This is a genomic window from Paenibacillus sinopodophylli, assembly GCF_005930355.1.
GTDB classification, from domain to species: domain Bacteria; phylum Bacillota; class Bacilli; order Paenibacillales; family Paenibacillaceae; genus Pristimantibacillus; species Pristimantibacillus sinopodophylli.
Genome location: NZ_VDBO01000002.1, coordinates 344,515 through 365,725, shown reverse-complemented (window position 1 = coordinate 365,725; position 21,211 = coordinate 344,515). Strand labels below are relative to the sequence as shown.

Genomic DNA, 21,211 nt, shown 5'->3' with positions numbered 1-21,211 from the left:
CACTTCCTCCTTAACCTTTGTTCATGTTCTTCAGCTGTACCGATTGACCGCCATCGAAGAAAAAGACAAAGCATTCATCCACTTTTCTCCCAAGAACAGCTTCGATTGCTTCTGCATACAGCTCCAACTGAAATCGATGCCGCTCTGATGCTTCAGTCCACTGCTTATTCATAATACGATCCGTCTTATAATCAAGCAATACAATGCCACGCTCGTCCTCGAACAAGCAATCAATGACACCTTGAATTAAGATCGACTCCCCCGCTAGACGTTCATCCGTTTTGGGATATACGCGGCTTGCGGGAAACATGCAGCTGAACGGCACCTCTCTTCTCACCCAACTCGCCTTAGTCAGTCGCTGCCCAAGCTCGCTATCGAAAAACGCAGCAACGGCGGTTAAGTCGATCGCCTCAGATTGCTTGGACGTCATGATCCGCCGTTCAATTAAGCTGTCAAGCGTAACCTTCAGCATCGCTTCATCAGCAGATACGGACAAAGAGACATGCTGCATCAACAAATGATTGACTGAGCCCTTCTCAGCCGCCGTAAGCGACTTCTCCTCCATAAACGACGGCCGTCTTAACCGAAAGGTATTAGCGAATTCCGTGCTTGCTGCAGCATGGCTCTGGAGAGGGGGTTCCTGTCCTGCAACGAATGGGTCAGTGAGCGGAACTGCATCCTCAAGCGGTTCAACATTGAGCCGTTTCATTTCGGTGACTGAAGTTTTCGCTGCAAGCATCGCTGCCTCTTGATGAGGGTAATACCACTCCAGCCTAGACCGCAGCTCCTTGTCTGTTTCCACGTCTTCAAGCAGTGAGAGTGACGTTACCGCTTGAAGACGCTCCTCTTTCGCGAGTGTAAGCTCGTCTGACGCTTCCTCAGCCGCCGCAGCCTCTGATCCTAATGCTGATGCCGAAATGAAGCCAGAATGCCACGGAAGGGCATTCACAGCCTCCTGTTCCCTATCCTCAAGCTGCCTTGCGGCCAGCGGACCTAACCAATCGATAAAGGAGCGAGCGGATGCTACTCTGAAATCAGGCATATAACCATGATCATCCACCGAAGCAAGCCAACGTTTAAGCTTCGCCTCGGCATCTGCGACGGTCGCAACAAGATACATTTTCTCCTTCGGACGAGTCAAGGCAACGTATAGAATTCGCATTTCCTCGGCAAGCATTTCCTTTCGCATCGCTCGGCGAATAGCCAAATAAGGCAGCGTCGGATAACTGATTCGAAGCGCAGGGTCAACGAAGCGTGGCCCGAAGCCAAGCTCCTTGTGCTTAAGAAAGGCGCTGCGGACGTCCTGTTGATTGAATTGCTTCCCTAGGCCAGCTACAAAAACAACCGGAAACTCCAGTCCTTTGCTCTTATGGATGGACATAATACGTACGACATCCTCTTGCTCGCCAAGTGAGCGGGCAGTTCCTAGATCACCGCCGCTGTCGCGCATGCGCTCGATAAAGCGTAGAAACCGAAACAACCCGCGGAATGAGGTGGCTTCATACTGACGTGCACGGTCATGCAGCGCGCGCAGGTTCGCTTGTCGCTGCGTCCCGCCCGGCAAGCCGCCTACGAAATCGTAATACCCTGTCTCTCGGTAAATTTCCCACAGCAAATCAGCAAGCGATCCTTGCCTAGCTTCACCTCGCCAGCGGTCCAAGCTGTCAAGAAAAGATGAAAGTTTTCTTCGCGTATCCTCATGCATCTTCATATCTCCTGCAGCATGGAGAACAGCATCGTAATAGGTTGATTTTGCAGAAAGAATACGAATACGGGCAAGCTCCTCTGCATCAAGTGCGAATAAGGGAGATCGCAGAGCAGCAGCGAGCGGGATATCCTGATAGGGATTATCGATGACGCGAAGCAGAGACAGCATCGTCTCTACCTCGGTAGCTTCGAAGTAACCGCTGCTCAGCTCCGCATAGGCTGGAATACCGATTTCTTGAAGCTCCTCAATAATAATCGGAGACCAAGCTTGTGTGGCACGTAGCAGAATGACAACATCTCTCCACTGCATTGGCCGGCTCTCACGTCGTTTTCCGTCATAAACTTGAAAGCTTTGCTCCACGAGTGATTTGAGCTGCTGTCCAATCCATCGCGCCTCAAGCTGAGCTGTCTTCAGCTCAGCTATCGATTCGCTTGGAGCGGCATTCTCAGTCTGATCACTCTCGTCAGCTTCGTCCGTTTGCTCCAAGTTATCGCTGTAAGCAGACTCTTCTTCATTGTCCGCTTTGTTCAATACGGCAAATTCGACTTTGAACTGGTTCTCGTCTGACGGCAACGGATAGCTCGCTCCACATACAAGCTCTGCCCTTGCATCGTAGTCCATTTCCGCTACATTCTCGCGCATAATTGCCCGGAATACGGCATTGACGCCATCGACAACCTCCGAACGGCTGCGGAAGTTTCTTGCTAGGTCTATCCGCAAGCCTGATGAAGCATCCTCGGCTTTGTTCGCTGCACCTGTACCAAGTGAAACGTAAGATTTATATTTTTGCAAGAACAGCTTCGGCTCAGCCAGCCGGAAGCCGTAAATGCTCTGCTTCACATCACCGACCATGAATCGGTTGCCTGTTCCCGGACGCTCAATAAGGGATACAATGGCTTCCTGAACCATATTCGTATCCTGATATTCATCCAACAGGATCTCATCGAATTGCTGTTGGAACTCGATTGCTGCAATCGATGGCAGCATGCCCTCCGGCGTCGATAACGGGTCCCTTAGAATACGCAAGCAATAATGCTCAAGATCACCGAAATCAAGCATGCCTTTCTTCCGCTTGGCCGCTTCGTATTGCAGTCCGAATGCGATGACGAGTTCCGATAGCGTCTGCATCATCGGAGCAAGCTCCTTTAATTCCTCGACAAACTGCTCCGGCGTTCGGCCAAACAGCTCTTCCGCAAGAGTAGTGATCAGCTTCTTCGCTTGATCACGGAGCTCCTTAGCCTGTTCCTGCAGCGACTTGTCATACTCATCGCCTCGCATCGCCTTGAGCTTCCCGAACTGAACCTGCTGAAAGGGCATCGCCCAGGCTGCCCAGCTCGTATGATGGACGGTATCAATCAAACTGGCGACAAGCTGCAAATCCTCATCGAAGGTCGCGGCGTACGGCGCTGGACCGGCTGGCTGACGCGTCAGCGCAAGCGCTTGGTGCAGAAGCGTAGCAGCACCTTCCAGCGCCAACTGGATATCGCTCTGCAAGCTGGCTACCCACGCGCTGCTCTGCAAGTCATCCACATTTTCCACATCGAATGCTTCAGCCGTCTCCCGCAGCCAATGCTCGGGCCATGGGTGGCTTTGCGCGAAATCAAACAGCTGCTGGACAAGACGATACAGCGGCTCGTCACCTCGTTCTCCGCCGAAGCGATCCGCTAGTCGCAGGAAAGCTCCGTCATCCCCAGCTCCCTCGTATTTCTCTTCAAATAGCTGATCGAGCACATCTAGACGCATAAGCTCGCTTTCCGTTTCATTAGCGATGCGAAAGCCTGGATCTAGACCAATCAACGGATAATAGCGGCGTATTACATCCATGCAGAAGGAATGCAGCGTCGTAATAGAGGCGCGATTCATCAGTGCCAACTGGCGCCTTAAATGCTCAGAGTCCGGCTGACGCTCGAGTTCCTGCTCCAACGCAATTCTAATCCGATCTTTCATCTCAGCAGCTGCTGCTTTCGTAAAGGTTGCTACGAGCAGCCGATCGACATCAGTAAACGCTGATATTTTACGAATGATCCGCTCTACGAGCACCGCAGTCTTGCCAGAGCCTGCCGCGGCAGCTACTAGAATGTTCGATCCGCTGGTCACGACCGCATCCCACTGATCATCTGTCCAAGTACTGCCCGCAGGTTTAGGAGAATCCTTAGCCGTATGCATTATCTATTTCTCCCCTTCCAACTGCCTCCATATGTCTTCCTTCGAAGGCTTGCCCAGCTTTCTGTAATCATTCCCGTCAAACTGCGAATCGAATTGGCATACCGCTTTGAAATCGCAATATTGGCAAGGTGTTTTGGCCCCCATTCGATAAGGCTCAATAGAAACCTCACCGGCTTGAATCTCGCTTCCGATTCTGCTGATCGTCTTCCGAACAGAATGTCTCAGTACATCCCATTGCTCGTTCGTGACGACAGAGGAGCTGCTATAGAAGCTGCCATCCCGCTTCAAGGCAACCGGAAGGAGCTCTGAGTAACCCGTGTCTAATTCATCATCCATCAGCTTCACCGTCTCGGGGTCAGCGGTCACAAGGCCACGCATCTTGAATCGCTTGAGCAGACGCTCCCCGGCTTCTGCGGGACTCATATGATTCGAGAGCGCAAGCATTGGATTGTGAACATGGAAGTATAGGACACCAGCTGGAGTTGCAGGCTGTCCGAGCCAAGAAGCGGCATGGGTAACCAGCACATCCAGATAAGTCAGCATCTGCAAAGACAACCCGAATGCCACATCCTCAAGTCTGAGGCTGGTTGAGCTGGATTTGTAATCGAGTACGCGGAGAAGAAGACCCTCTGACGATTCAGCAGCATCAACTCGGTCGATCCTTCCGATGATTTCCATTTCTCCGCCATTCTCTAGCGGAATGCGCAGTGAGGGAAGCGTCCCTTCCGGTCCGAAGTCCACCTCTGTGCCGACAGGCTGGAATTGTGCTCTTCGCGCATGCTCGCCAAGCATGAGCGCAGCTTGTCCTACGATTTCCTTCAGTTTGCGCGCAATATATTTAAAACGGCTGCTGCTGAGCAAAATTTGCGACTGCAGCTTCGGTGCTAGTTCATCCACGGTTTGAGAGACGACTGACTTCAACTCTTCTTCCGACGCTTTGCCCCAGCCTCCGCCAAGATTGGTTGCAAGCTTGCTTAAAGCAGCATGGAACAGCTGCCCGACATCTGGCGCATCCAGCCGGTAGAGCTTCCTCTCCCTCAGCTTCAAGCCGTGAATCGCAAAATGCTGAAATGGACAGGATACGAACCGCTCCATCCTTGATACACTGACCTGCAGACGTGCGCCATATAGCTCTCTTGCCGTTTCCTTCGACAATAGTTGCACTTGGTTCTCAAAGGTAAGAGAACCAGTGAGCATTTGAAGCTTTTGCTGCCATTCCGGACGAATCGCATACCAATTATACAGATCCCACCAGAACGATGTTATATCAGCTCCTTGCTGCCACCTTCGAATTGCACCTATCAAATATGACAACGTTCGCTGCGGCTGAGAAATGAATTTCCTTTGTTCTGCAACGGATAAGCTTGGTGATGGCTCAGCAGCAATGCTTTGAATCGAAATACCTGGAAATAGCTGTCTGACATGACGCACGATCTCTGAGGGGAGAAGGCTTTTCCCTTCCTCATCCGCCTGCGCCCAGCTTAGCCACAAATGCTTGCTTGGTGTCGTTAATGCATTATAGATCATGAACCGTTCATCCAGTAATCGCCGGCGGACCCCCGGTGCCATAGCCAGCCCATCCTCAGCAAGACGCTCACGCTCTGCCTCTGTTAGGATGCCGTCCTCCTTCACCCGCATGGGCATAATGCCGTCGTTTGCTCCGAGCACGTAGCATAGCTGGATGTGACCGGATCTCGTCCTGTCCATGCTGCCAATCAGCACCTGATCCAGTGCAGGTGGAACAGCAGCCAGCTTCAAGCTATCGAGACCTGCTTCGACCATCCCTGCGAACAACTCCGGCGACACCGATTGCTGCCCTGCAAGTTCTACCAATTGATCAAGCAATTGTACAACTCCATCCCATAATTGCCTGTGACTTCGAGCTCGCTGCGTGTTGCCCATTTGCGTATCTTGCATGGCCCATTGCTCCAGTCGATCCGCAGCCCCTGACTGATCGAGCAGCAGATATAACGCTTCGCACATTTTCTGCACGTTGGGCGCTTCTTGGAGTTTGTCTCCAAACCTCTGCAGAGACGGAACTATTGCTTCTTTCGCAGCCAGCACAATATCGAACTCCCGTTGTGCTTTCTCACTAATGACCGTCTCCATAGCCGCGTCATCATCAAGTGAAACCGGAACTAATGGATACCAACGCTTGTTGTCCAGCCATTTCCACCCGTCAATTCCAGCTGCCAACGCATAATTCTCCAGCAGATCAAACCACTCGCGAGGCAAGCTGCCATCAAGCGGGAACAACATTTCGGTTTTGATGCAGCGGAATACGGCATCATAACGCCAGCCGAATAACACCGTCTCTAGTGCAGATCGAATAAACTCTACCAAGGGATGATGCAGTGCCTTCTCCTTCTGATCGACGAAATAAGGAATGCCGTAATCGGCAAATACAAGACCGATATAATCGGTATAATCCTCAGGATTACGCACCATCACGGCGATATCACGCCACCGAAGCTCTTCACCTCTCGCCCTGCGTACAATATCACGCGCGACAGCTTCAACCTCTGCACGGCGATTCGCAGCTGCATGTAATGAAATGCCACAGCGGGCATCCTCACTACCCTGCACAGTTGGGTCCGCCAGCAGCATCGGAATCCGCTCACTGTAATGCTTCTCCAGATGAGCGAGCATTGGACTGTCTTTGAAGCGAATAGGGGGATTCTCGCCCAGGCGAATCGGCTTCTCGACTTCGACCTCATATTGCGCCGCCAATGCCATCAGCGTATTATACGTTTCAGCAGTAGGGTGAAAAAGCTCCAGCTCATGAGGCAATTCTCCAGATTCATAAGGCCTATGCAGCGTGAGCGTCACGGTCACCTGTGCAGACGATGCCATCAATGCGCCCAGCGCCTCGTACTCTGTAGGCGTGAAGCCATAGAAACCATCCACCCAAATTTGCACACCCTGCATGGCAGAAGCATTCGCGAATCCATTTTTCAAAAAACGCAAATAATCCTCGGCGTCAATGTACATGCCCGCGAGTTCCTGTTCCATATGATTATATATCAGTTGCAAATCGTGAAGCTTCCTCTTTAGTAGGGAAGAATGCTCGGAACCTGATTTCGCAGCGTTCTGCTTGTCCTGCAGCAGCTCCGAATCAACCCCATATCGTTTCCATTCCGTTAGCAGCTCTGCAAGTCTGTCTATGAACCCCGGCTGCTCAGCACCGCTTTGAAACAACTCCAGCTGCCCGCCTAACCGATGCACGATCTTATAGAGCAGCATATGCTTCCCCGTATCGTTAATCGGAACGAGCGCCGTCCCTCCTGTTTCTTGCATGACCCTGAACGCCAGGCGCCTAAAGCTTAGCGCCTGTGCTCTGATCGTGCCATTCAAATCGCCGTTTTGCAGCAAGGCATATTCCGTCTGGAATGTTGCTTGCTCAGGTACGAGCATGACGAGCGGCGGCCCGTCCGGTTCACTCCGCAGCTGCTCTCTTATCTCGTTCAAGCAATACGAAGTTTTACCGGCTCCCGATCGCCCGATGACAAAGCGAAGCGTCATGTGCAGCTCTCCCGTCTATTCGTCTATTCGATCACACGCTATTATTTGCTTCTTACCTCAAATATTGCGAATTTCAAGTAATGGCCTTCATTTACACCTAGCAGCTGCGGATGATCCTTGCCTGCAGCGCGCCACTCAACCAGTCGCAATAGCTTACCTGCATCCACGGCCGCTTCTTGTATCGTCTCCAGAAACAATTCAGGACGCATATGGTACGAGCAGCTTGCTGTAACCAGATATCCGCCTTCGTTAACGAGTTTAAGCCCTTGCAGGTTTATATCCTTATACCCGCGGCACGCCCCTGGCACTGCACTTTTTGTTTTGGCGAACGCTGGCGGATCAAGAATGACAACATCCCAAGTGCGTCCTGCAGCGCTATCCAGCTTTTTCGACGTATCGACGCCGCCTAACCCGCGCTGCTTTCGGTCTTCATTGCCTTTAACCTGTTCACGCAAATAGGCGAATGCATCGGCAACAACGAACTCAACTCGCTCCGTATAGCCATTGCGCTCCACATTTCGTTTGGCTGTTTCGATAGCATGCTCGGATACGTCCAAGCACGTTACTTTTTTGGCACCATACTTGCAGGCATGAAGGGTGAAGCTTCCTGTATGGGCGAAGCATTCGAGCACCGACGCCCCATCCCAATAGGGGAATGTAACGACTTTGCCATTCGCATTAACGGGAACCGTCTTCACTTCTTCTCCATCCTGCTGGTCAACCAGTCGTATGCCGCTGCGGCCGCCCCAGCCCTTCATGAGAGGTGCAATTGCTGCTCTGTTCTCCCGTTGATCGAAGAAATATCCTGTTTTCTGGCCCTCTACGATATCAACCTCCAGCTTCAAGCCGTTTTCCTCAATTTCCAGAATAGAGGGACATTCTCCGAACAACACACCTGTCCGCTCTTCCAATCCTTCGAGCAATCGTACGCTTACATCGCTGCGCTCATAGATGCCTTTTGGCTGGAATACATCTACAAGTGCTTCGATCAACGCTTCTTTCCTAACCTCCATGCCGAGCGTCAGCAACTGAAGCACCAGTACGTTATTGAAACGGTCTACCACAAGACCTGGCAGGAAATCCGCCTCTCCGTACACAAGCCGGCAATCCTCATCCTGAACGAAGCGACTGCGATGCTCTGCGCACTGTAGCAGACGAGTACGGAAGAAGTCGGTATCCATCCTCGTGTTCGAATCATAGGCAACGATCCTAACCGTAATCTGGGATTTGGGATTCCAATAACCTGTCGCAAGATAACGTCCTTGATGATTCACAACGTCGACCAGATCCCCCGGCTGCGCTTCGCCCTCAAGCCTGTCAATTTCCGTAGCGTACACCCAAGGATGACCTTGCTCCAATCTTTTTTTTCTAGCCTTTTGCAAAAATATTTTTGGATTGCTCATGTATATCTCTCTTCCCCTCTACTGGACTTGCTTGTCATGCTTGTCTCTCAATCCGCATATGTATATTTCTATATTTGATCAAAATCGACCCTAAGGAGATCTCCAATGGTTCAAACCATTCTCATTCCTATGCTCCTCGGCTTCTCCGTCTTTATGTGCGGCATGAAGCTGATGGAGCTTGCGCTCCACCGTTTGGCTGGCCCTTATCTAACCCGCGTGCTAGAGCGCTCAACAGCTACACCACTCCATGGACTTGCTATCGGCACCGCGACTACCGCATTTATGCAAAGCAGCACAGCCGTAACGGTCATCGCAATCGGCATGGTCAATGCAGGCCTGCTGACATTTCCCCGTACGCTCGGCATTATACTTGGCACTAATATCGGTACTTGCATAACGACGGAGCTTATCGGCCTGAACCTAAACAAGCTGGCGCAGCCATTGCTTGTTGTATCCATAGGAATATGGCTGGCTACGGCGCTGCTCGGCGAAATCAAGCTTATTCCGGCTATTCGAAGCGCAAGCTGGCTTAGCTCGCTTAGGTTCTCATCTGTCGTCTTATGCGGCTTCGGTCTTCTGTTAACTGGAATGGGAATGATGCAAGGAGTAGGTCCTGCCGTACAAGAAAGCCCCATGTTTGCTTGGTTTCTTGACAGGGCAGACGACAGCCTATGGTGGGGGCTTGCCGCTGGAGCCCTGCTAACCGCAGCCGTTCATAGCAGCGCGGCTGTTATCGGTATTATTATGGGCTTTGTCACGCTAGGAGCAATGCCGGTTGAGCTCGGCATTGCGGTAGTGCTCGGCGCAAATGTTGGTACTTGTGCCACAGCCTTGCTCGCCTCCATCGGCGGCTCCAAGGCAGGTCAATATGTAGCCTGGTCGCATGTCGTGCTTAATGCAGGCGGTGCGCTGCTATTTATGCCGTTTACCTTTGAGCTGGCCACCATCTCTGCATGGATTTCATCATCCAATGCCGGACAAATTGCGCATACTCAGACGATATTCAACATTTTGAGCTCGTTGATTGCACTTCCTTTTTGTTATCTGAGCGTTTTTCGGAAATCAGGTCCCCGAACGATTATGTCCTAATCCGTTTGCAATCCCAACAATTGAAAGGCTCCGGCAACGATACGGTGGTTGTTGTCGTAGCCGGATTGCTTTTGCCGCTTCCAGGCTTCTTTCGGATCAAACCAATCCACGCCTCTAATTTCCTCGACTTGCGCTTGGAGCGAGCCTCCGACGGCCTCAACCAAATAATAATGTACCTCTTTATCCACTTTACCGTGGGTATCATGATCATATTGGTATTTAATTTGGTCAATCGGAGCGATGATCACACCTTCAAGACCCGTTTCTTCAACGATTTCTCGCAACGCGGTTTGTTCTATGGTTTCCCCTGCCTCCATCTTTCCTTTGGGCAGTGAGACCTTGCCATATCGGTCCTGAATGAGCTGGATTTGCAGCTTTCCTTCTTCGTTTCGGCGATAGACGACTCCGCCTGCTGAAATTTCCTTCATCTCCGTTTCCCCCTTGCAGCGTGAAATAAGTACTATATGCAGCAAAGGATTCCTCCATCGCTTCCTAAGGTAGGAATCGTTGAACAAAGGAATCCCCGCATTTATTCAAGCTTGCTGTTATGCTCTTAATGCTTCTGGTCGTTCCAACACAAAGCTATGCAGCTCAGCATCGATTGATTCACTTGGCATATCATCCATCACTCTAACAAGAGTTGCACGGCATTCATTGACACCAGCTTCGTTTATTTTGACACGGCAAAGCTTGCCAATCAGTGCTTCCGTACCGTTAAATACGACTTGAATATAATTATCTGTGTAGCCCATCACAAGTCCTGTGCCCGGAGCACCTTTATAGTCGCGCTCTGGAATAACATCAAGCACTTGGCCAACGTACTGCTTGGCATAGGCTAGCTGCATTTGCTCAGACAAGTCGATCAGCTTATGAACACGTTCATTCTTAACTTCCTCATCTACCTGTTCGTCCATACGAGCCGCAGGTGTTCCTGTGCGCTTCGAGTAAGGGAAAACATGCATTTCGGCAAATTTCATTTCTTCCATAAACCGCAGGCCGTCTTCGAACATTTCCTCCGTCTCACCAGGGAATCCAACGATGACATCCGTAGTAATCGCAACGCCTGGCATCGCTTCATGCAGACGTTTGATTTTTGCGGCAAATTCAGCCGTTGTATACTTCCGACGCATCCGCTTCAATACGGAGTCTTCGCCTGCTTGGAGCGGAATATGCAGATGGCGGCACATTTTGCTGGAGCGATTGAGCACATCAATCATCGCATCGTCGATTTGGCTCGCTTCAATCGAACTGATCCGAATCCGCTCAAGCCCTTCGATCTTGTCCAAATCCCAGAGCAAGCTGGTCAAATTGTAGTTCTCCATATCATCGCCGTAGCCTCCGGTATGAATACCGGTCAACACGACTTCCTTGTAGCCGGAAGCAACAAGCTGCCTTGCTTGCGTCAGCACGCTCTCTGAAGCGCGGCTGCGCGATAGCCCCCGTGACCAAGGAATGATACAAAATGTACAAAAATTGTTACAGCCCTCTTGGATCTTCAGAAACGCACGTGTACGCTCCGAGAAATCCGGCACATCCAGTTCTTCGAAGTCACGTGTTTTCATAATGTTGCGCACGGCGTTAACCGGTTTGCGGTCGTCTTGAATTTGATCGACAAAGCTCATGATCTTCTCACGATCCTGCGTACCAATAACGAGATCCACACCCTCGATTGCCATAATCTCGGCTGGTGAGGTTTGTGCGTAACAGCCCGTTACCGCAATGACAGCGTCTGGATTGCGACGGACTGCACGCCTGATGATTTGACGACTTTTTTTGTCGCCCGTATTCGTTACCGTACATGTATTGACCAAATAAACATCGGCAGTAGACTCGAAATCAACCTGCTCGTAACCTTCGTTTTTGAATAGCTGCCATATCGCTTCTGTGTCATAGAAGTTAACTTTGCAGCCCAGCGTATAAAATGCGACTGTTGGCATTGTTGTTACGCCCCTCCCATTTCTCCGGATTCATATAATAAGCAGGTTAATCCTACGATACCCGCTGTTTCCGTTCGTAATATTCTTCTTCCTAAGCCCACTAGAACAGCTCCCGCTGCTTCGGCTTCTATAGCTTCGCGATCGGTAAATCCACCTTCAGAGCCGACAATAAGCAGCACCCTTGGATGGCTATCTTCAGTCCTGCCGGCGAACCACGCGCCAACTGCTGCACGAATGCCTCTGCCGTGAGCCTGATGACCCTCGCGCTCATAGCAGAACAGCGCCAAATCATAATTGGCTATCGACTTCATAAGCTCGCGCCAGCTGTGGAGCGGCTCGATTGCAGGAATGCGGCTGCGATGAGCCTGCTCTGCTGCTTCCTTCGCGATTTTGCCCCAACGATCCATACGCTTGGCTTCCTTTTTGGCATCGTACTGCACGATCATCCGCTCGGATTGAAATGGAACGAAAGCAAACGCGCCAATTTCAGTACCTTTCTGAATGACCAGCTCCATTTTATCGCCCTTGGGTAAGCTTTGCGCGATGGTTACTGCCCATTTCGGCTCGCTATCCGCGCTCAGCATCTCCACGATCTCTGCTATAATCAGCGTCGGAGCCGCTTCAATGACTTCTACTAACGCTGTGCGCGACTGCCCGTCGCTAACGATAAACTTATCGCCTGGCCTCGATCGCATGACCCGTACGGCATGATGCGCATCCTCGCCAACCAAGCGTATTTCGGTGTCGCCAAACTGCTCTGCCGCTACAAAATATCGTTGCATTATTGTTTTCCAACCACCCTTAAACAAATTCCATCCTTCATAATACCATGATTGCCCGCTTTAAATCTATGTGAAAGGGTTCCCACTAACCTGTTTTCGAACGAACAAGTCATTCAATTAACTGAAAATTTGTTTCGCAATTGATACTGTATTACTGATCATATCGCCAGACAATGACAAAATCGGATCGATTGTTACTCTGCGCAGCGGCGGAATAAACACGATCAGCAGAAAAATGTATGTGCCCCAATGCGCGTACTCATCCATCTTTAGTCGCACCTTCAAAGGTACCACATCAGCAACTATGCGATAACCATCAAGTGGCGGGAGCGGTATTAGATTAAACACGAACAACAGAAAATTAATAGATATAATATAATTAAACGCAAGACTGACTGCACTCACTACTCCGATGGAGCTGTTATCTAGAATACCTGAAGCACCAATCCCAATTATTACAAATACAGCTATGATCCCTACAAGCAAGTTGCTGAGCGGACCAACCGCCGTCACGATAATGCTCATTAAACGGGGATTGCTGAACTTGCTCGGATTGACCGGTACCGGCTTCGCCCACCCAAACCCTGCAATAAGGATGAGCAGCGTGCCTAGTACGTCTAAATGAACTCGCGGGTTAAGCGTAACTCTGCCTGCATTGTATGCCGTATCGTCGCCAAATTTATACGCGCTATATGCGTGAGCGAATTCATGCACCGTAAAAGCAATAATTACAGCCAAAACGACAAATGGCAACTCGTCAAGTGGAAACCGAATAAAGCTCTGCAAATCCATTAAGTCACCTGCGGCTTTCTCGCCACAAACGCAATCCATTCCTCATCGCGGCGCTTCTCGACAATTTCGAATCCAGACTGAATGAGTCCTTCTTCTACGACTGTTTCTTTATTCTTGTAAACACCGGATGCGATATAAATACCATTTGGTTTAAGCGCTTCATATACATCATCAACGAACATCAGAATAACTTCTGCTAGTATATTAGCGACCACTAGATCGACAGGAACTGTCACAGCAGTAGACACCTGCATAGCTTCAGCCGAAGCCTCTTCCTGATCACTTTTAATTACACCTAGCAAATCACTCAGTCTAACTTCCACTCTCTCCGACAACCCGTTTAACGAAACGTTCTCTTTTGCACTTGATACGGCAACAGGATCAAGGTCAAGCGCCAGCACGCTTTTTGCTCCTAAGAGGCACGCTCCAATGGCAAGAATACCTGAACCTGTTCCAACATCGATCATTTCTTCTCCGCCGCGGATAACGGATTCCAGCGTCTGCAAGCAGAGAGATGTCGTTGGGTGCGTACCTGTTCCGAATGCCATCCCAGGATCGATCTCAATGATGCGCTCATTCGGGCCAGCCTCATACTCTTCCCATGTTGGCTTAATCGTTAATGTATTCGAAATACGTAATGGCTTGAAGTATTGCTTCCAAGCCGTAGCCCAGTCATCATCATCTACCAAAACTGCCGAATACTCAACTGTTCCAGGGTCGATATCAAACTCGCGAAGCTCTTCAACACGCGGTTTTATAGCTGCGATAAGCGCATCTGTATCTGTGTCTTCTCCAAAATAGCCTTTAATAATCGCTTGACCTTCTGGAATATCATTTAGCGGGAGCTGATACCATTGTCCAAATGAGGTATCGCGCTGTTTGTTCAGCGTACCCGATTCTTCAATCGATACGCCTCCTGCCCCATGCTCATGCAAAAAGTTGGATATCATTTCTTGTGCTTCCTCAGTGGTCGAGATCGTAATTTCATGCCATTTCATATGTAATATCCTCCAGTAATAATCGTAAACTACCGCCGCGGACACAGTGGCCCAGACAATTGCTTCGCTATAAAAATCTAACATCTATTGTACACCAGAGTAGTGCTTTTACACAAAAAATTGACGATAGCGACCTAATAATTTAATTGTGCTACAATCATGGAGACTTATTGGAGAAGTAGATAAAGCAAATCAATGTCATTGAACATTTCATTCCGAGGAGGGTTTGCACCGCACATGACACCTAGAAATGCTGAAAAAGACCAAAAGCTGCGCGACGAGAGGCAGCGACAAATCTTGGAGGCAGCCATGCATGTCATAGCGAGGAGAGGCTTGCCGGCAACAAAAATATCCGACATCGCCGTAACCGCTGGTATTAGCGTGGGGAATGTCTACAAATATTTCAGCTCCAAAGATGATATCTTCCAAGCATTGGTTGAGAGCGGACAGCGTGAATACAGACAATTCGTAGAGCATGCACTCCATTTGGAATCGAGCCCCTATGAGAAGCTGTTCTGGTACACAGAGAACTGGCTCACTTACCAAAGCGGCTGGGCGATCACAGTTATCCTTCAATATGCGAGAACCTCAGAAGCCGTTTCCGCCGAGCTCACTCAGGCCGTTAGTTCACGGTTTATTGACAATTTACGGCCTATGGCAGCGATGATTGCGGAGGGACAGGCTGCGGGTGTAATCAAGTCAGGTGACAGTATGGAATTAGCGCTTATTTACGTTTCTATGATGGAAGGCCTCATTCTTCACAATATTCCAGGCATACATGAGATTACTACGTTAACACCAGACAAAATGCTCGCTCTCCTGCTTAAATAATCAATGCCACAGTTGAAATAAAACGATTGACGTTGAATGGTAAATCCTGCTATCATGTCTACATAGTGAATAATTATTCATCCATTGTCCACCAGACCGCTGGCGACGCATAATGACTACTTTGCAAAAAGAGGCATTATGCTTTTTTTATTAGCATTATACCAACTTATCCGATGTGATTAATAACGAAACAAACAGAAAGAGGATGAGCGACTTGGAATTGTTTTGGTTTATTCCTACCTACGGGGACGGACGTTACATTGGAACCGACCTCGGAGCAAGAACAACGACGCCCGTGTATTATCGACAAGTTGCTATGGCGGCAGATGACCTAGGCTTTGATGGCGTATTGCTTCCGACGGGAAGAGCCTGCGAAGACCCCTGGATCACAGCGGCTTCACTCATTCCGGTAACGAAGAGATTGAAATTTCTAGTCGCAGTAAGACCCGGACTTATGTCGCCCACCCTTGCTGCGAGAATGGCCGCTACTTTCGACCGAAGCTCTGGAGGCAGATTGCTTGTCAATGTCGTGGCTGGCGGCGATCCCGCGGAGCTTGATGCGGATGGCTTATTCCTGAATCATGATGAGCGATATGAATTAACAGATGAATTCATGTCCATCTGGCGCACCATTTTACAACAAGATGAGGCGCTTAGCTTTGACGGTAAGCATCTGAAGGTCACCAATGCCGAGCATTTCTTTCCAGCTGTACAAAAGCCACACCCGCCTGTTTTTTTCGGCGGCTCATCACCAGCCGCTATTGACGTAGCGACTAAGCATGCTGACCACTACCTAACCTGGGGGGAGCCGCCGGAGCAGGTCAAGCAGAAGCTGGACCTCGTTCGCAAGCAAGCGCAGGCTCAGGGCAGAACAGTCAAGTTCGGCATACGACTCCATATTATCGTAAGGGAATCCAATGAAGAGGCTTGGGAAGCTGCCAATCGGCTGATCAGCCGATTGGATGATGCCACCGTTGCCAAAGCACAGCAGGTATACGCACGCATGGATTCACATGGGCAGAAACGGATGGCAGACCTTCACAAAGGGGATCGATCCCGCCTCGAAATATCACCCAATCTATGGGCTGGAATCGGGCTGGCACGAGGCGGCGCAGGAACGGCGCTCGTTGGTGACGCAGATACGATTGCCGAGCGAATGAAGGAATATGAATCACTTGGCATCGAGACCTTTATTCTGTCCGGTTATCCTCACCTAGAAGAGGCCTATCGGGTCGCAGAGCTATTATTCCCGAAGCTGCGACAGGCTACTGCACATTCATATGGCTCGGGACCAACCGGGGAGATGATTGCTTATCAGTACCAGCCAGGCGAGATCCGTTAGCCGTCCCACAACTGTCAAATGGACAGCAAGCAAAGCATACCCTTTGAGCTTGTCAGCAATTGCTGTCCTTGCTGTGCTTATCGTTTGGTGGCTCGTTACGAGCCTGCAATGGGTGAATCCACTGTTCGTTCCATCGCCATGGAAGGTATGGCTGGCTTTCATTCAAATTTGGCAAGAAGGCTATAAAGGAAGCTCCCTTGCTCATCATATCGGAGACAGTCTATTCCGTCTCGGCAGTGCATTTGTGTTAGCACTTGTTACAGCAATACCGCTTGGTCTTGTGAGCGGCGCATCTCGCACGGTTCGTTCGTTAATCGATCCCTTTATCGAGTTCTACCGTCCGCTGCCCCCACTCGCCTATTACACCATGCTCGTGCTATGGCTCGGCATTGGCGATTCTTCCAAGATCGCATTGCTGTTTCTAGCTGCATTTGCCCCTCTATACATAGCTGTGGTAGCGGGAGTCAAACGAATATCCATTGACCGTATTCATGCTGCCAAGTCACTGGGCTCGAACAGACGCAAGCTCTTTGTTTATATTTTGCTGCCATCTGCCCTCCCCGAAATATTTACTGGCATCAGGACCGCTGTCGGTGTCAGCTATACAACGCTCGTTGCAGCCGAAATGATTGCTGCAATGTCTGGAATAGGCTGGATGGTACTAGATGCAAGCAAGTTTCTGCGGAGCGATATTATATTCGCAGGCATTATTATTATGGGGCTAATTGCACTACTCATTGATTCGTCACTACGCTGGCTGGAGAGAAAGCTTGTCCCTTGGAGCGGAAAAGATTGAAACCTAGAATAGGAGTGTTGACAAATGAACAAAAAAACGAAATTATCCGGTATTTTCATGGTCGTATTAGCCCTTTCCCTAATGATCTTGTTAGCAGCGTGCGGAACAGACAAATCCAATTCTGCCGAGCAAGCGACGAATACTCCAGCTAACAAAGAAACCGAAAAAGCAGCCACTGAAGCTACAGCTGAGCCTGTCGCAACAGCTGCTCCCGCTGCTAACCCCCAGCCCAAGGAGGTTAGGATTGGTTTTCAGATTATCCCGAATGCTGAGCTTCTCGTCAAAGCGCTCGGCCTAGCAGAGAAAAAGTTCCCGGATGTCAAAGTAACCTGGGTACCGTTCGATTCGGGACGTGACGTCAACACTGCCTTCGCAGCGGGCGGGATCGATCTAGGCCTTGCTGGTTCGGTACCAGTAGCCATTGGTCTAGCGAATGAGCTTCCTTACTCGGTCTACTTCCTTCATGATATTATCGGTGACAACGAAGCACTAGCCGTTCGCAATTCCTCCAACATTAACAGCGTCAAGGACCTTGTTGGCAAAAAAATCGCTGTCCCCTTTGGTTCTACTACTCACTTCAGCCTACTGTCAGCTCTTAAACAAGAAGGCGTTGATCCGGCTTCTGTCAGCATACTCGATCTTCAGCCGCCAGACATCGTTGCCGCGTGGCAGCGCAAAGATATTGATGGTGCATTCGTATGGCAGCCATCACTGGCGAAGCTAGTCGCAGAAGACGGTAAAATATTAATATCCGCTAAAACGTTGTCGGAGCAAGGCATCATCACAGCTGACGTTGGTATCGTCGGACGCAAATTCGCCGAGCAATATCCACAATTCGTCCAAGATTACGTAACCGTTCTAGATGAAGCGGTCGAACTGTATCGCACTAAGCCCGAGGAAGCAGCTAAAGCCGTTGCTCCGCTGCTAAGCCAGCCAGAGGCAGATACGCTTACCCAGCTTCACGAGCTCGTGTGGTTAACCTCCAAGGAACAGCAGGATACCAAATACTTGGGATCAGACAGCAGTGACAGCGGCTTCGCCAACGTGCTGCAGCAGACCGGACAGTTTCTAGTAGATCAGAAAACGATTCCTAGCGCTCCGATTGCAAGCGTCTATCAGCAAGGAATATGGAACGACTCGCTCAAGCACGAATAACTCTTGAAATTGAGGAAAAAGGAGGCTACCGTATGTCAGAGGCTATAAATAGCTCCAAAACGGCTATTTCACTGCGCGGCATCCATCTCGCCTACGCTAACCGCGCTGCTGTATCAGAGGTACTTGGCGAAATTAACCTTTCTATTCAAGAGGGGGAATTCCTATGTATTCTCGGTCCTTCAGGCTGCGGAAAAACGTCTTTGCTTAAAGTAGCAGCCGGCTATGAGCAGCCTACACGCGGTGAGGTCAACATATTCGAGAGAACGCATGATAAGCCTCATCATGAGGTCGGTGTCGTATTCCAGCACTCTAATTTGTTTCCATGGCTCTCGGTTCAGGGCAATGTAGAATTCGGATTAAAAATGCTGGATCGCTCACGCCTTGAGCGCAAAGAGACTGCCTCTGCAATCGTTAAGCAGGTAGGTTTGACAACTTATTCCTCCTTGCTTCCCTTCCAATTGTCAGGCGGTATGAAGCAGCGGACGGCCATTGCAAGAGCACTGGCAACAGATCCAAGGATTATTCTAATGGATGAGCCATTCGCTTCGCTAGATGCCATCACACGCGAATCGCTGCAATACCTTATCCGTAAAATTTGGGTATCCTCCGGGAAAACCATTATATTCATCACACATGACGTCGATGAAGCCCTGCTGCTGGGTACGCGAATTATTACGATGCAGGGAGGCCCCGGCCGGATTGAGCTTGATATTCCAAACCCGCTCAACAAGCGATCAGAACCGTTTACCTTTGTACGGAAGCATCCCAAATTCGGTGAGCTTCGCGACTCATTGGTTAGGTCACTTCGGCATAGAGAGCATAATCTGCAGGAAGCTGTTGATCTATAAGCTGCAAGAAATGAAGAAAGAGACTGCAGGCGTTTTCCTGCAGTCTCTTTCTTCATTCTATCCTCTACTCAACTCTTACGAGCGTACTTCCGCCAATCTGGCTAATCAGATGCAATGCACGATCAGCAACTGACTCATCCACAGTCGCGGTCAGAAGCCCGCTACCAAAGGTATCGCTAACCTCTATCACACGCAGAGCTTGGAGTTTTCTCCGAGCCTCCAGCGCAGCCCCTTCACCTTCGAAGGTCGCTTGAATTTCGATTTCACTCATTTCATTATGCCTGCTCATTACGCGCGTCCGCTTCGGCGGCACGCTGAGCGGCTTTGCGGTCAGCTTCGTCCGCAAGCTCCTCGGAAAACTCTACATCTTCATTTTGTCCAACCGGTAAATTCCCGAAATTTTCTTTCTCCAAGCTGTTTTGTTCTGTCATCGTTGATTCCCTCCGGTTTTTATAAGTATGGTTTTCCTACCCGAATAGAATATGTTTGTCCACCTCGAATTATACAGAACGATAAGTAGAAACAGCTGAAGGTGTCTCATCGCGGCGCTGCTCGTTTCATTCCTATATATTAAAGAAAAAAGACGTGCCGGGTTATTCACCACGGAACGCCTTTTTCATCTTCTCGAATATCGATTCATGATGCTCTTGGTCATTCGATACCGCATCGCCACTAAGTCCGCCGAATTGACGCAGAAGTTCCTTCTGATCGTCTGTTAAGTTAGTAGGGGTTACAATCGTAACCTTCACATGCTGATCGCCTTGTCCATAGCCGCGTAATTTCGGAACACCTTTACCTTTTAGCCTGAAATAAGTTCCTGTTTGTGTGCCTGCTGGTACCTTGAGCTTCACTTTCTCCGTCAGCGTAGGAATTTCAATTTCATCGCCTAGCGCCGCTTGAACGAAAGTAAGTGGAACCTCGCAATAAATATCGTCGCCCTCACGCTCGAAGAACTCATGCGGCTTCACGCGAATGACAATATACAGGTCTCCAGCTGGACCGCCTCGCAGACCGCCTTCGCCTTCACCTGACATCCGAATTTGCGCACCGTCATCTACGCCCGCAGGAATGCGAATGTTGATTTTACGTTGACGCTTCACTTTACCCGCACCGTGGCAAGTCGAGCATTTATCCTTAATAACACGGCCCGTGCCGCTGCAGTTCGTACATGCACGACGGTTGACCATTCGGCCAAATGGCGTGTTCTGTACCACTTCCTGCTGACCGCTGCCCTTACATACCGAACAAGCCTCAGGCTTCGTACCTGGCTTTGCGCCATCTCCGTGACAAGTATCACAGGTTTCGGTACGCGGAATCGTAATTTCAGTTTCCTTGCCGAATACAGCTTCCTTGAATTCGACCGTCATCGTATATTGAAGATCATTACCGCGCTGTGGTGCGTTCGGATCACGACGTCCGCCGCCTCCGCCGAAAAACATGTCGAAAATATCGCCAAAGCCGCCTCCGCCGAAATCACCGCCTCCGCCGCCCATGCCTTGATTCGGATCAACATGGCCGAACCGGTCATACTGCGCGCGTTTGCCGTCGTCACTGAGGACGTCGTAAGCTTCCTTCACTTCCTTGAACTTCGTCTCCGCATCCGCTGCCTTGTTCACATCGGGATGAAACTCCCGTGCAAGCTTGCGGTAAGACTTCTTAATCTCTTCTGCCGAAGAGTCCTTCCCTAGGCCTAGCACCTCATAATAATCGCGTTTGCTTGCCACCTGTTCTCACCTCCGCTATCTATATTCTATGATTCCATACAAGCGTAAACGGCTAAAGCCATCCTCTGGCGGCTGTGCGCACGTTTCGCATAGACGTATAGAGAAAGTATGAGTAAAA

At 50.0% G+C, this 21,211-nt stretch carries 17 protein-coding genes; 6 read left to right on the top strand and 11 right to left on the bottom strand.

All coding sequences use genetic code 11. The features are described 5' to 3' along the window. Positions 1–10 precede the first annotated feature (10 nt). From addA to FGT79_RS13535, 3 genes are read right to left on the bottom strand one after another with little or no spacing between them, the layout of a single operon-like run. Complete coding sequence (addA, locus tag FGT79_RS13545) at positions 11–3,874, bottom strand: helicase-exonuclease AddAB subunit AddA (RefSeq protein ID WP_138753335.1); 3,864 nt, start codon at positions 3,872–3,874, stop codon at positions 11–13. 3 nt (positions 3,875–3,877) lie between these two features. Next, a complete protein-coding gene (addB, locus tag FGT79_RS13540) occupies positions 3,878–7,396 on the bottom strand; it encodes a helicase-exonuclease AddAB subunit AddB (RefSeq protein WP_138753334.1) in 3,519 nt (1,172 codons plus the stop codon). 41 nt (positions 7,397–7,437) lie between these two features. Continuing rightward, on the bottom strand, positions 7,438–8,799 hold the full coding sequence (locus FGT79_RS13535; protein ID WP_138753333.1) for a class I SAM-dependent rRNA methyltransferase: 1,362 nt from the start codon (positions 8,797–8,799) through the stop codon (positions 7,438–7,440). A 105-nt stretch (positions 8,800–8,904) separates the two neighbouring features. Between FGT79_RS13535 and FGT79_RS13530 the strand changes: the two genes are divergently transcribed. After that, positions 8,905–9,888, top strand: coding sequence for a Na/Pi cotransporter family protein (locus FGT79_RS13530; protein WP_138753332.1), 984 nt, complete (start codon positions 8,905–8,907; stop codon positions 9,886–9,888). Here the strand turns inward: FGT79_RS13530 and FGT79_RS13525 are convergent. The 5 genes from FGT79_RS13525 to prmA all read right to left on the bottom strand — a co-directional run bounded on the left by FGT79_RS13525 (position 9,885) and on the right by prmA (position 14,397). Continuing rightward, positions 9,885–10,316 (bottom strand): NUDIX hydrolase, encoded by a 432-nt coding sequence (locus tag FGT79_RS13525; RefSeq protein ID WP_138753331.1) that lies wholly within the window; start codon positions 10,314–10,316, stop codon positions 9,885–9,887. The genes FGT79_RS13530 and FGT79_RS13525 overlap by 4 nt on opposite strands. 117 nt (positions 10,317–10,433) lie before the next feature. Beyond that, a complete protein-coding gene (mtaB, locus tag FGT79_RS13520; protein WP_138753330.1) occupies positions 10,434–11,825 on the bottom strand; it encodes a tRNA (N(6)-L-threonylcarbamoyladenosine(37)-C(2))-methylthiotransferase MtaB in 1,392 nt (463 codons plus the stop codon). Positions 11,826–11,830: 5 nt separating this feature from the next. After that, a complete protein-coding gene (locus FGT79_RS13515) occupies positions 11,831–12,607 on the bottom strand; it encodes an RsmE family RNA methyltransferase (protein WP_138753329.1) in 777 nt (258 codons plus the stop codon). Between the two features lie 117 nt (positions 12,608–12,724). Further along, complete coding sequence (locus FGT79_RS13510) at positions 12,725–13,399, bottom strand: site-2 protease family protein (RefSeq protein WP_138753328.1); 675 nt, start codon at positions 13,397–13,399, stop codon at positions 12,725–12,727. Further along, complete coding sequence (gene prmA / locus FGT79_RS13505) at positions 13,399–14,397, bottom strand: 50S ribosomal protein L11 methyltransferase (protein WP_138753327.1); 999 nt, start codon at positions 14,395–14,397, stop codon at positions 13,399–13,401. The genes FGT79_RS13510 and prmA overlap by 1 nt, the downstream gene beginning before the upstream one ends. Positions 14,398–14,634: 237 nt before the next feature. Here prmA and FGT79_RS13500 point away from each other — a divergent pair, with 237 nt between their 5' ends. The 5 genes from FGT79_RS13500 to FGT79_RS13480 all read left to right on the top strand — a co-directional run bounded on the left by FGT79_RS13500 (position 14,635) and on the right by FGT79_RS13480 (position 19,369). Beyond that, entirely contained in the window at positions 14,635–15,228 is a 594-nt protein-coding gene (locus FGT79_RS13500; protein WP_171056231.1) for a TetR/AcrR family transcriptional regulator, read from the top strand. A 214-nt stretch (positions 15,229–15,442) separates the two neighbouring features. Continuing rightward, positions 15,443–16,570, top strand: coding sequence for an FMNH2-dependent alkanesulfonate monooxygenase (ssuD, locus tag FGT79_RS13495; RefSeq protein ID WP_138753325.1), 1,128 nt, complete (start codon positions 15,443–15,445; stop codon positions 16,568–16,570). Further along, positions 16,536–17,366 carry an ABC transporter permease subunit gene (locus tag FGT79_RS13490; RefSeq protein ID WP_246096418.1) on the top strand — a complete coding sequence of 277 codons (831 nt, stop codon included), beginning with the start codon at positions 16,536–16,538 and terminating at the stop codon, positions 17,364–17,366. The genes ssuD and FGT79_RS13490 overlap by 35 nt, the downstream gene beginning before the upstream one ends. 24 nt (positions 17,367–17,390) lie before the next feature. Beyond that, on the top strand, positions 17,391–18,521 hold the full coding sequence (locus tag FGT79_RS13485; protein ID WP_138753324.1) for a taurine ABC transporter substrate-binding protein: 1,131 nt from the start codon (positions 17,391–17,393) through the stop codon (positions 18,519–18,521). Between the two features lie 32 nt (positions 18,522–18,553). Then, positions 18,554–19,369 (top strand): ABC transporter ATP-binding protein, encoded by an 816-nt coding sequence (locus FGT79_RS13480; RefSeq protein WP_138753323.1) that lies wholly within the window; start codon positions 18,554–18,556, stop codon positions 19,367–19,369. Between the two features lie 64 nt (positions 19,370–19,433). On the opposite strand, the gene FGT79_RS13475 is transcribed toward FGT79_RS13480, so the two are convergent. From FGT79_RS13475 to dnaJ, 3 genes are all read right to left on the bottom strand, one after another. Beyond that, entirely contained in the window at positions 19,434–19,640 is a 207-nt protein-coding gene (locus FGT79_RS13475; protein WP_138753322.1) for a hypothetical protein, read from the bottom strand. 4 nt (positions 19,641–19,644) lie between these two features. Further along, positions 19,645–19,800: a YfhD family protein gene (locus FGT79_RS13470; RefSeq protein ID WP_138753321.1), complete on the bottom strand. Its 156-nt coding sequence runs from the start codon at positions 19,798–19,800 to the stop codon at positions 19,645–19,647. A gap of 162 nt (positions 19,801–19,962) precedes the next feature. Further along, positions 19,963–21,093, bottom strand: a complete 1,131-nt coding sequence (dnaJ, locus tag FGT79_RS13465) for a molecular chaperone DnaJ (protein ID WP_138753320.1) — start codon at positions 21,091–21,093, stop codon at positions 19,963–19,965. Positions 21,094–21,211: the final 118 nt, after the last annotated feature.

What these genes read in the sequence shown, in the direction of transcription:
- addA (WP_138753335.1), bottom strand. Translation starts at nt 3,874, where the DNA reads ATGCATACGGCTAAGGATTCTCCTAAACCTGCGGGCAGTACTTGGACA.
- addB (WP_138753334.1), bottom strand. Translation starts at nt 7,396, where the DNA reads ATGACGCTTCGCTTTGTCATCGGGCGATCGGGAGCCGGTAAAACTTCG.
- FGT79_RS13535 (WP_138753333.1), bottom strand. Translation starts at nt 8,799, where the DNA reads ATGAGCAATCCAAAAATATTTTTGCAAAAGGCTAGAAAAAAAAGATTG.
- FGT79_RS13530 (WP_138753332.1), top strand. Translation starts at nt 8,905, where the DNA reads ATGGTTCAAACCATTCTCATTCCTATGCTCCTCGGCTTCTCCGTCTTT.
- FGT79_RS13525 (WP_138753331.1), bottom strand. Translation starts at nt 10,316, where the DNA reads ATGAAGGAAATTTCAGCAGGCGGAGTCGTCTATCGCCGAAACGAAGAA.
- mtaB (WP_138753330.1), bottom strand. Translation starts at nt 11,825, where the DNA reads ATGCCAACAGTCGCATTTTATACGCTGGGCTGCAAAGTTAACTTCTAT.
- FGT79_RS13515 (WP_138753329.1), bottom strand. Translation starts at nt 12,607, where the DNA reads ATGCAACGATATTTTGTAGCGGCAGAGCAGTTTGGCGACACCGAAATA.
- FGT79_RS13510 (WP_138753328.1), bottom strand. Translation starts at nt 13,399, where the DNA reads ATGGATTTGCAGAGCTTTATTCGGTTTCCACTTGACGAGTTGCCATTT.
- prmA (WP_138753327.1), bottom strand. Translation starts at nt 14,397, where the DNA reads ATGAAATGGCATGAAATTACGATCTCGACCACTGAGGAAGCACAAGAA.
- FGT79_RS13500 (WP_171056231.1), top strand. Translation starts at nt 14,635, where the DNA reads ATGACACCTAGAAATGCTGAAAAAGACCAAAAGCTGCGCGACGAGAGG.
- FGT79_RS13485 (WP_138753324.1), top strand. Translation starts at nt 17,391, where the DNA reads ATGAACAAAAAAACGAAATTATCCGGTATTTTCATGGTCGTATTAGCC.
- FGT79_RS13480 (WP_138753323.1), top strand. Translation starts at nt 18,554, where the DNA reads ATGTCAGAGGCTATAAATAGCTCCAAAACGGCTATTTCACTGCGCGGC.
- FGT79_RS13475 (WP_138753322.1), bottom strand. Translation starts at nt 19,640, where the DNA reads ATGAGTGAAATCGAAATTCAAGCGACCTTCGAAGGTGAAGGGGCTGCG.
- FGT79_RS13470 (WP_138753321.1), bottom strand. Translation starts at nt 19,800, where the DNA reads ATGACAGAACAAAACAGCTTGGAGAAAGAAAATTTCGGGAATTTACCG.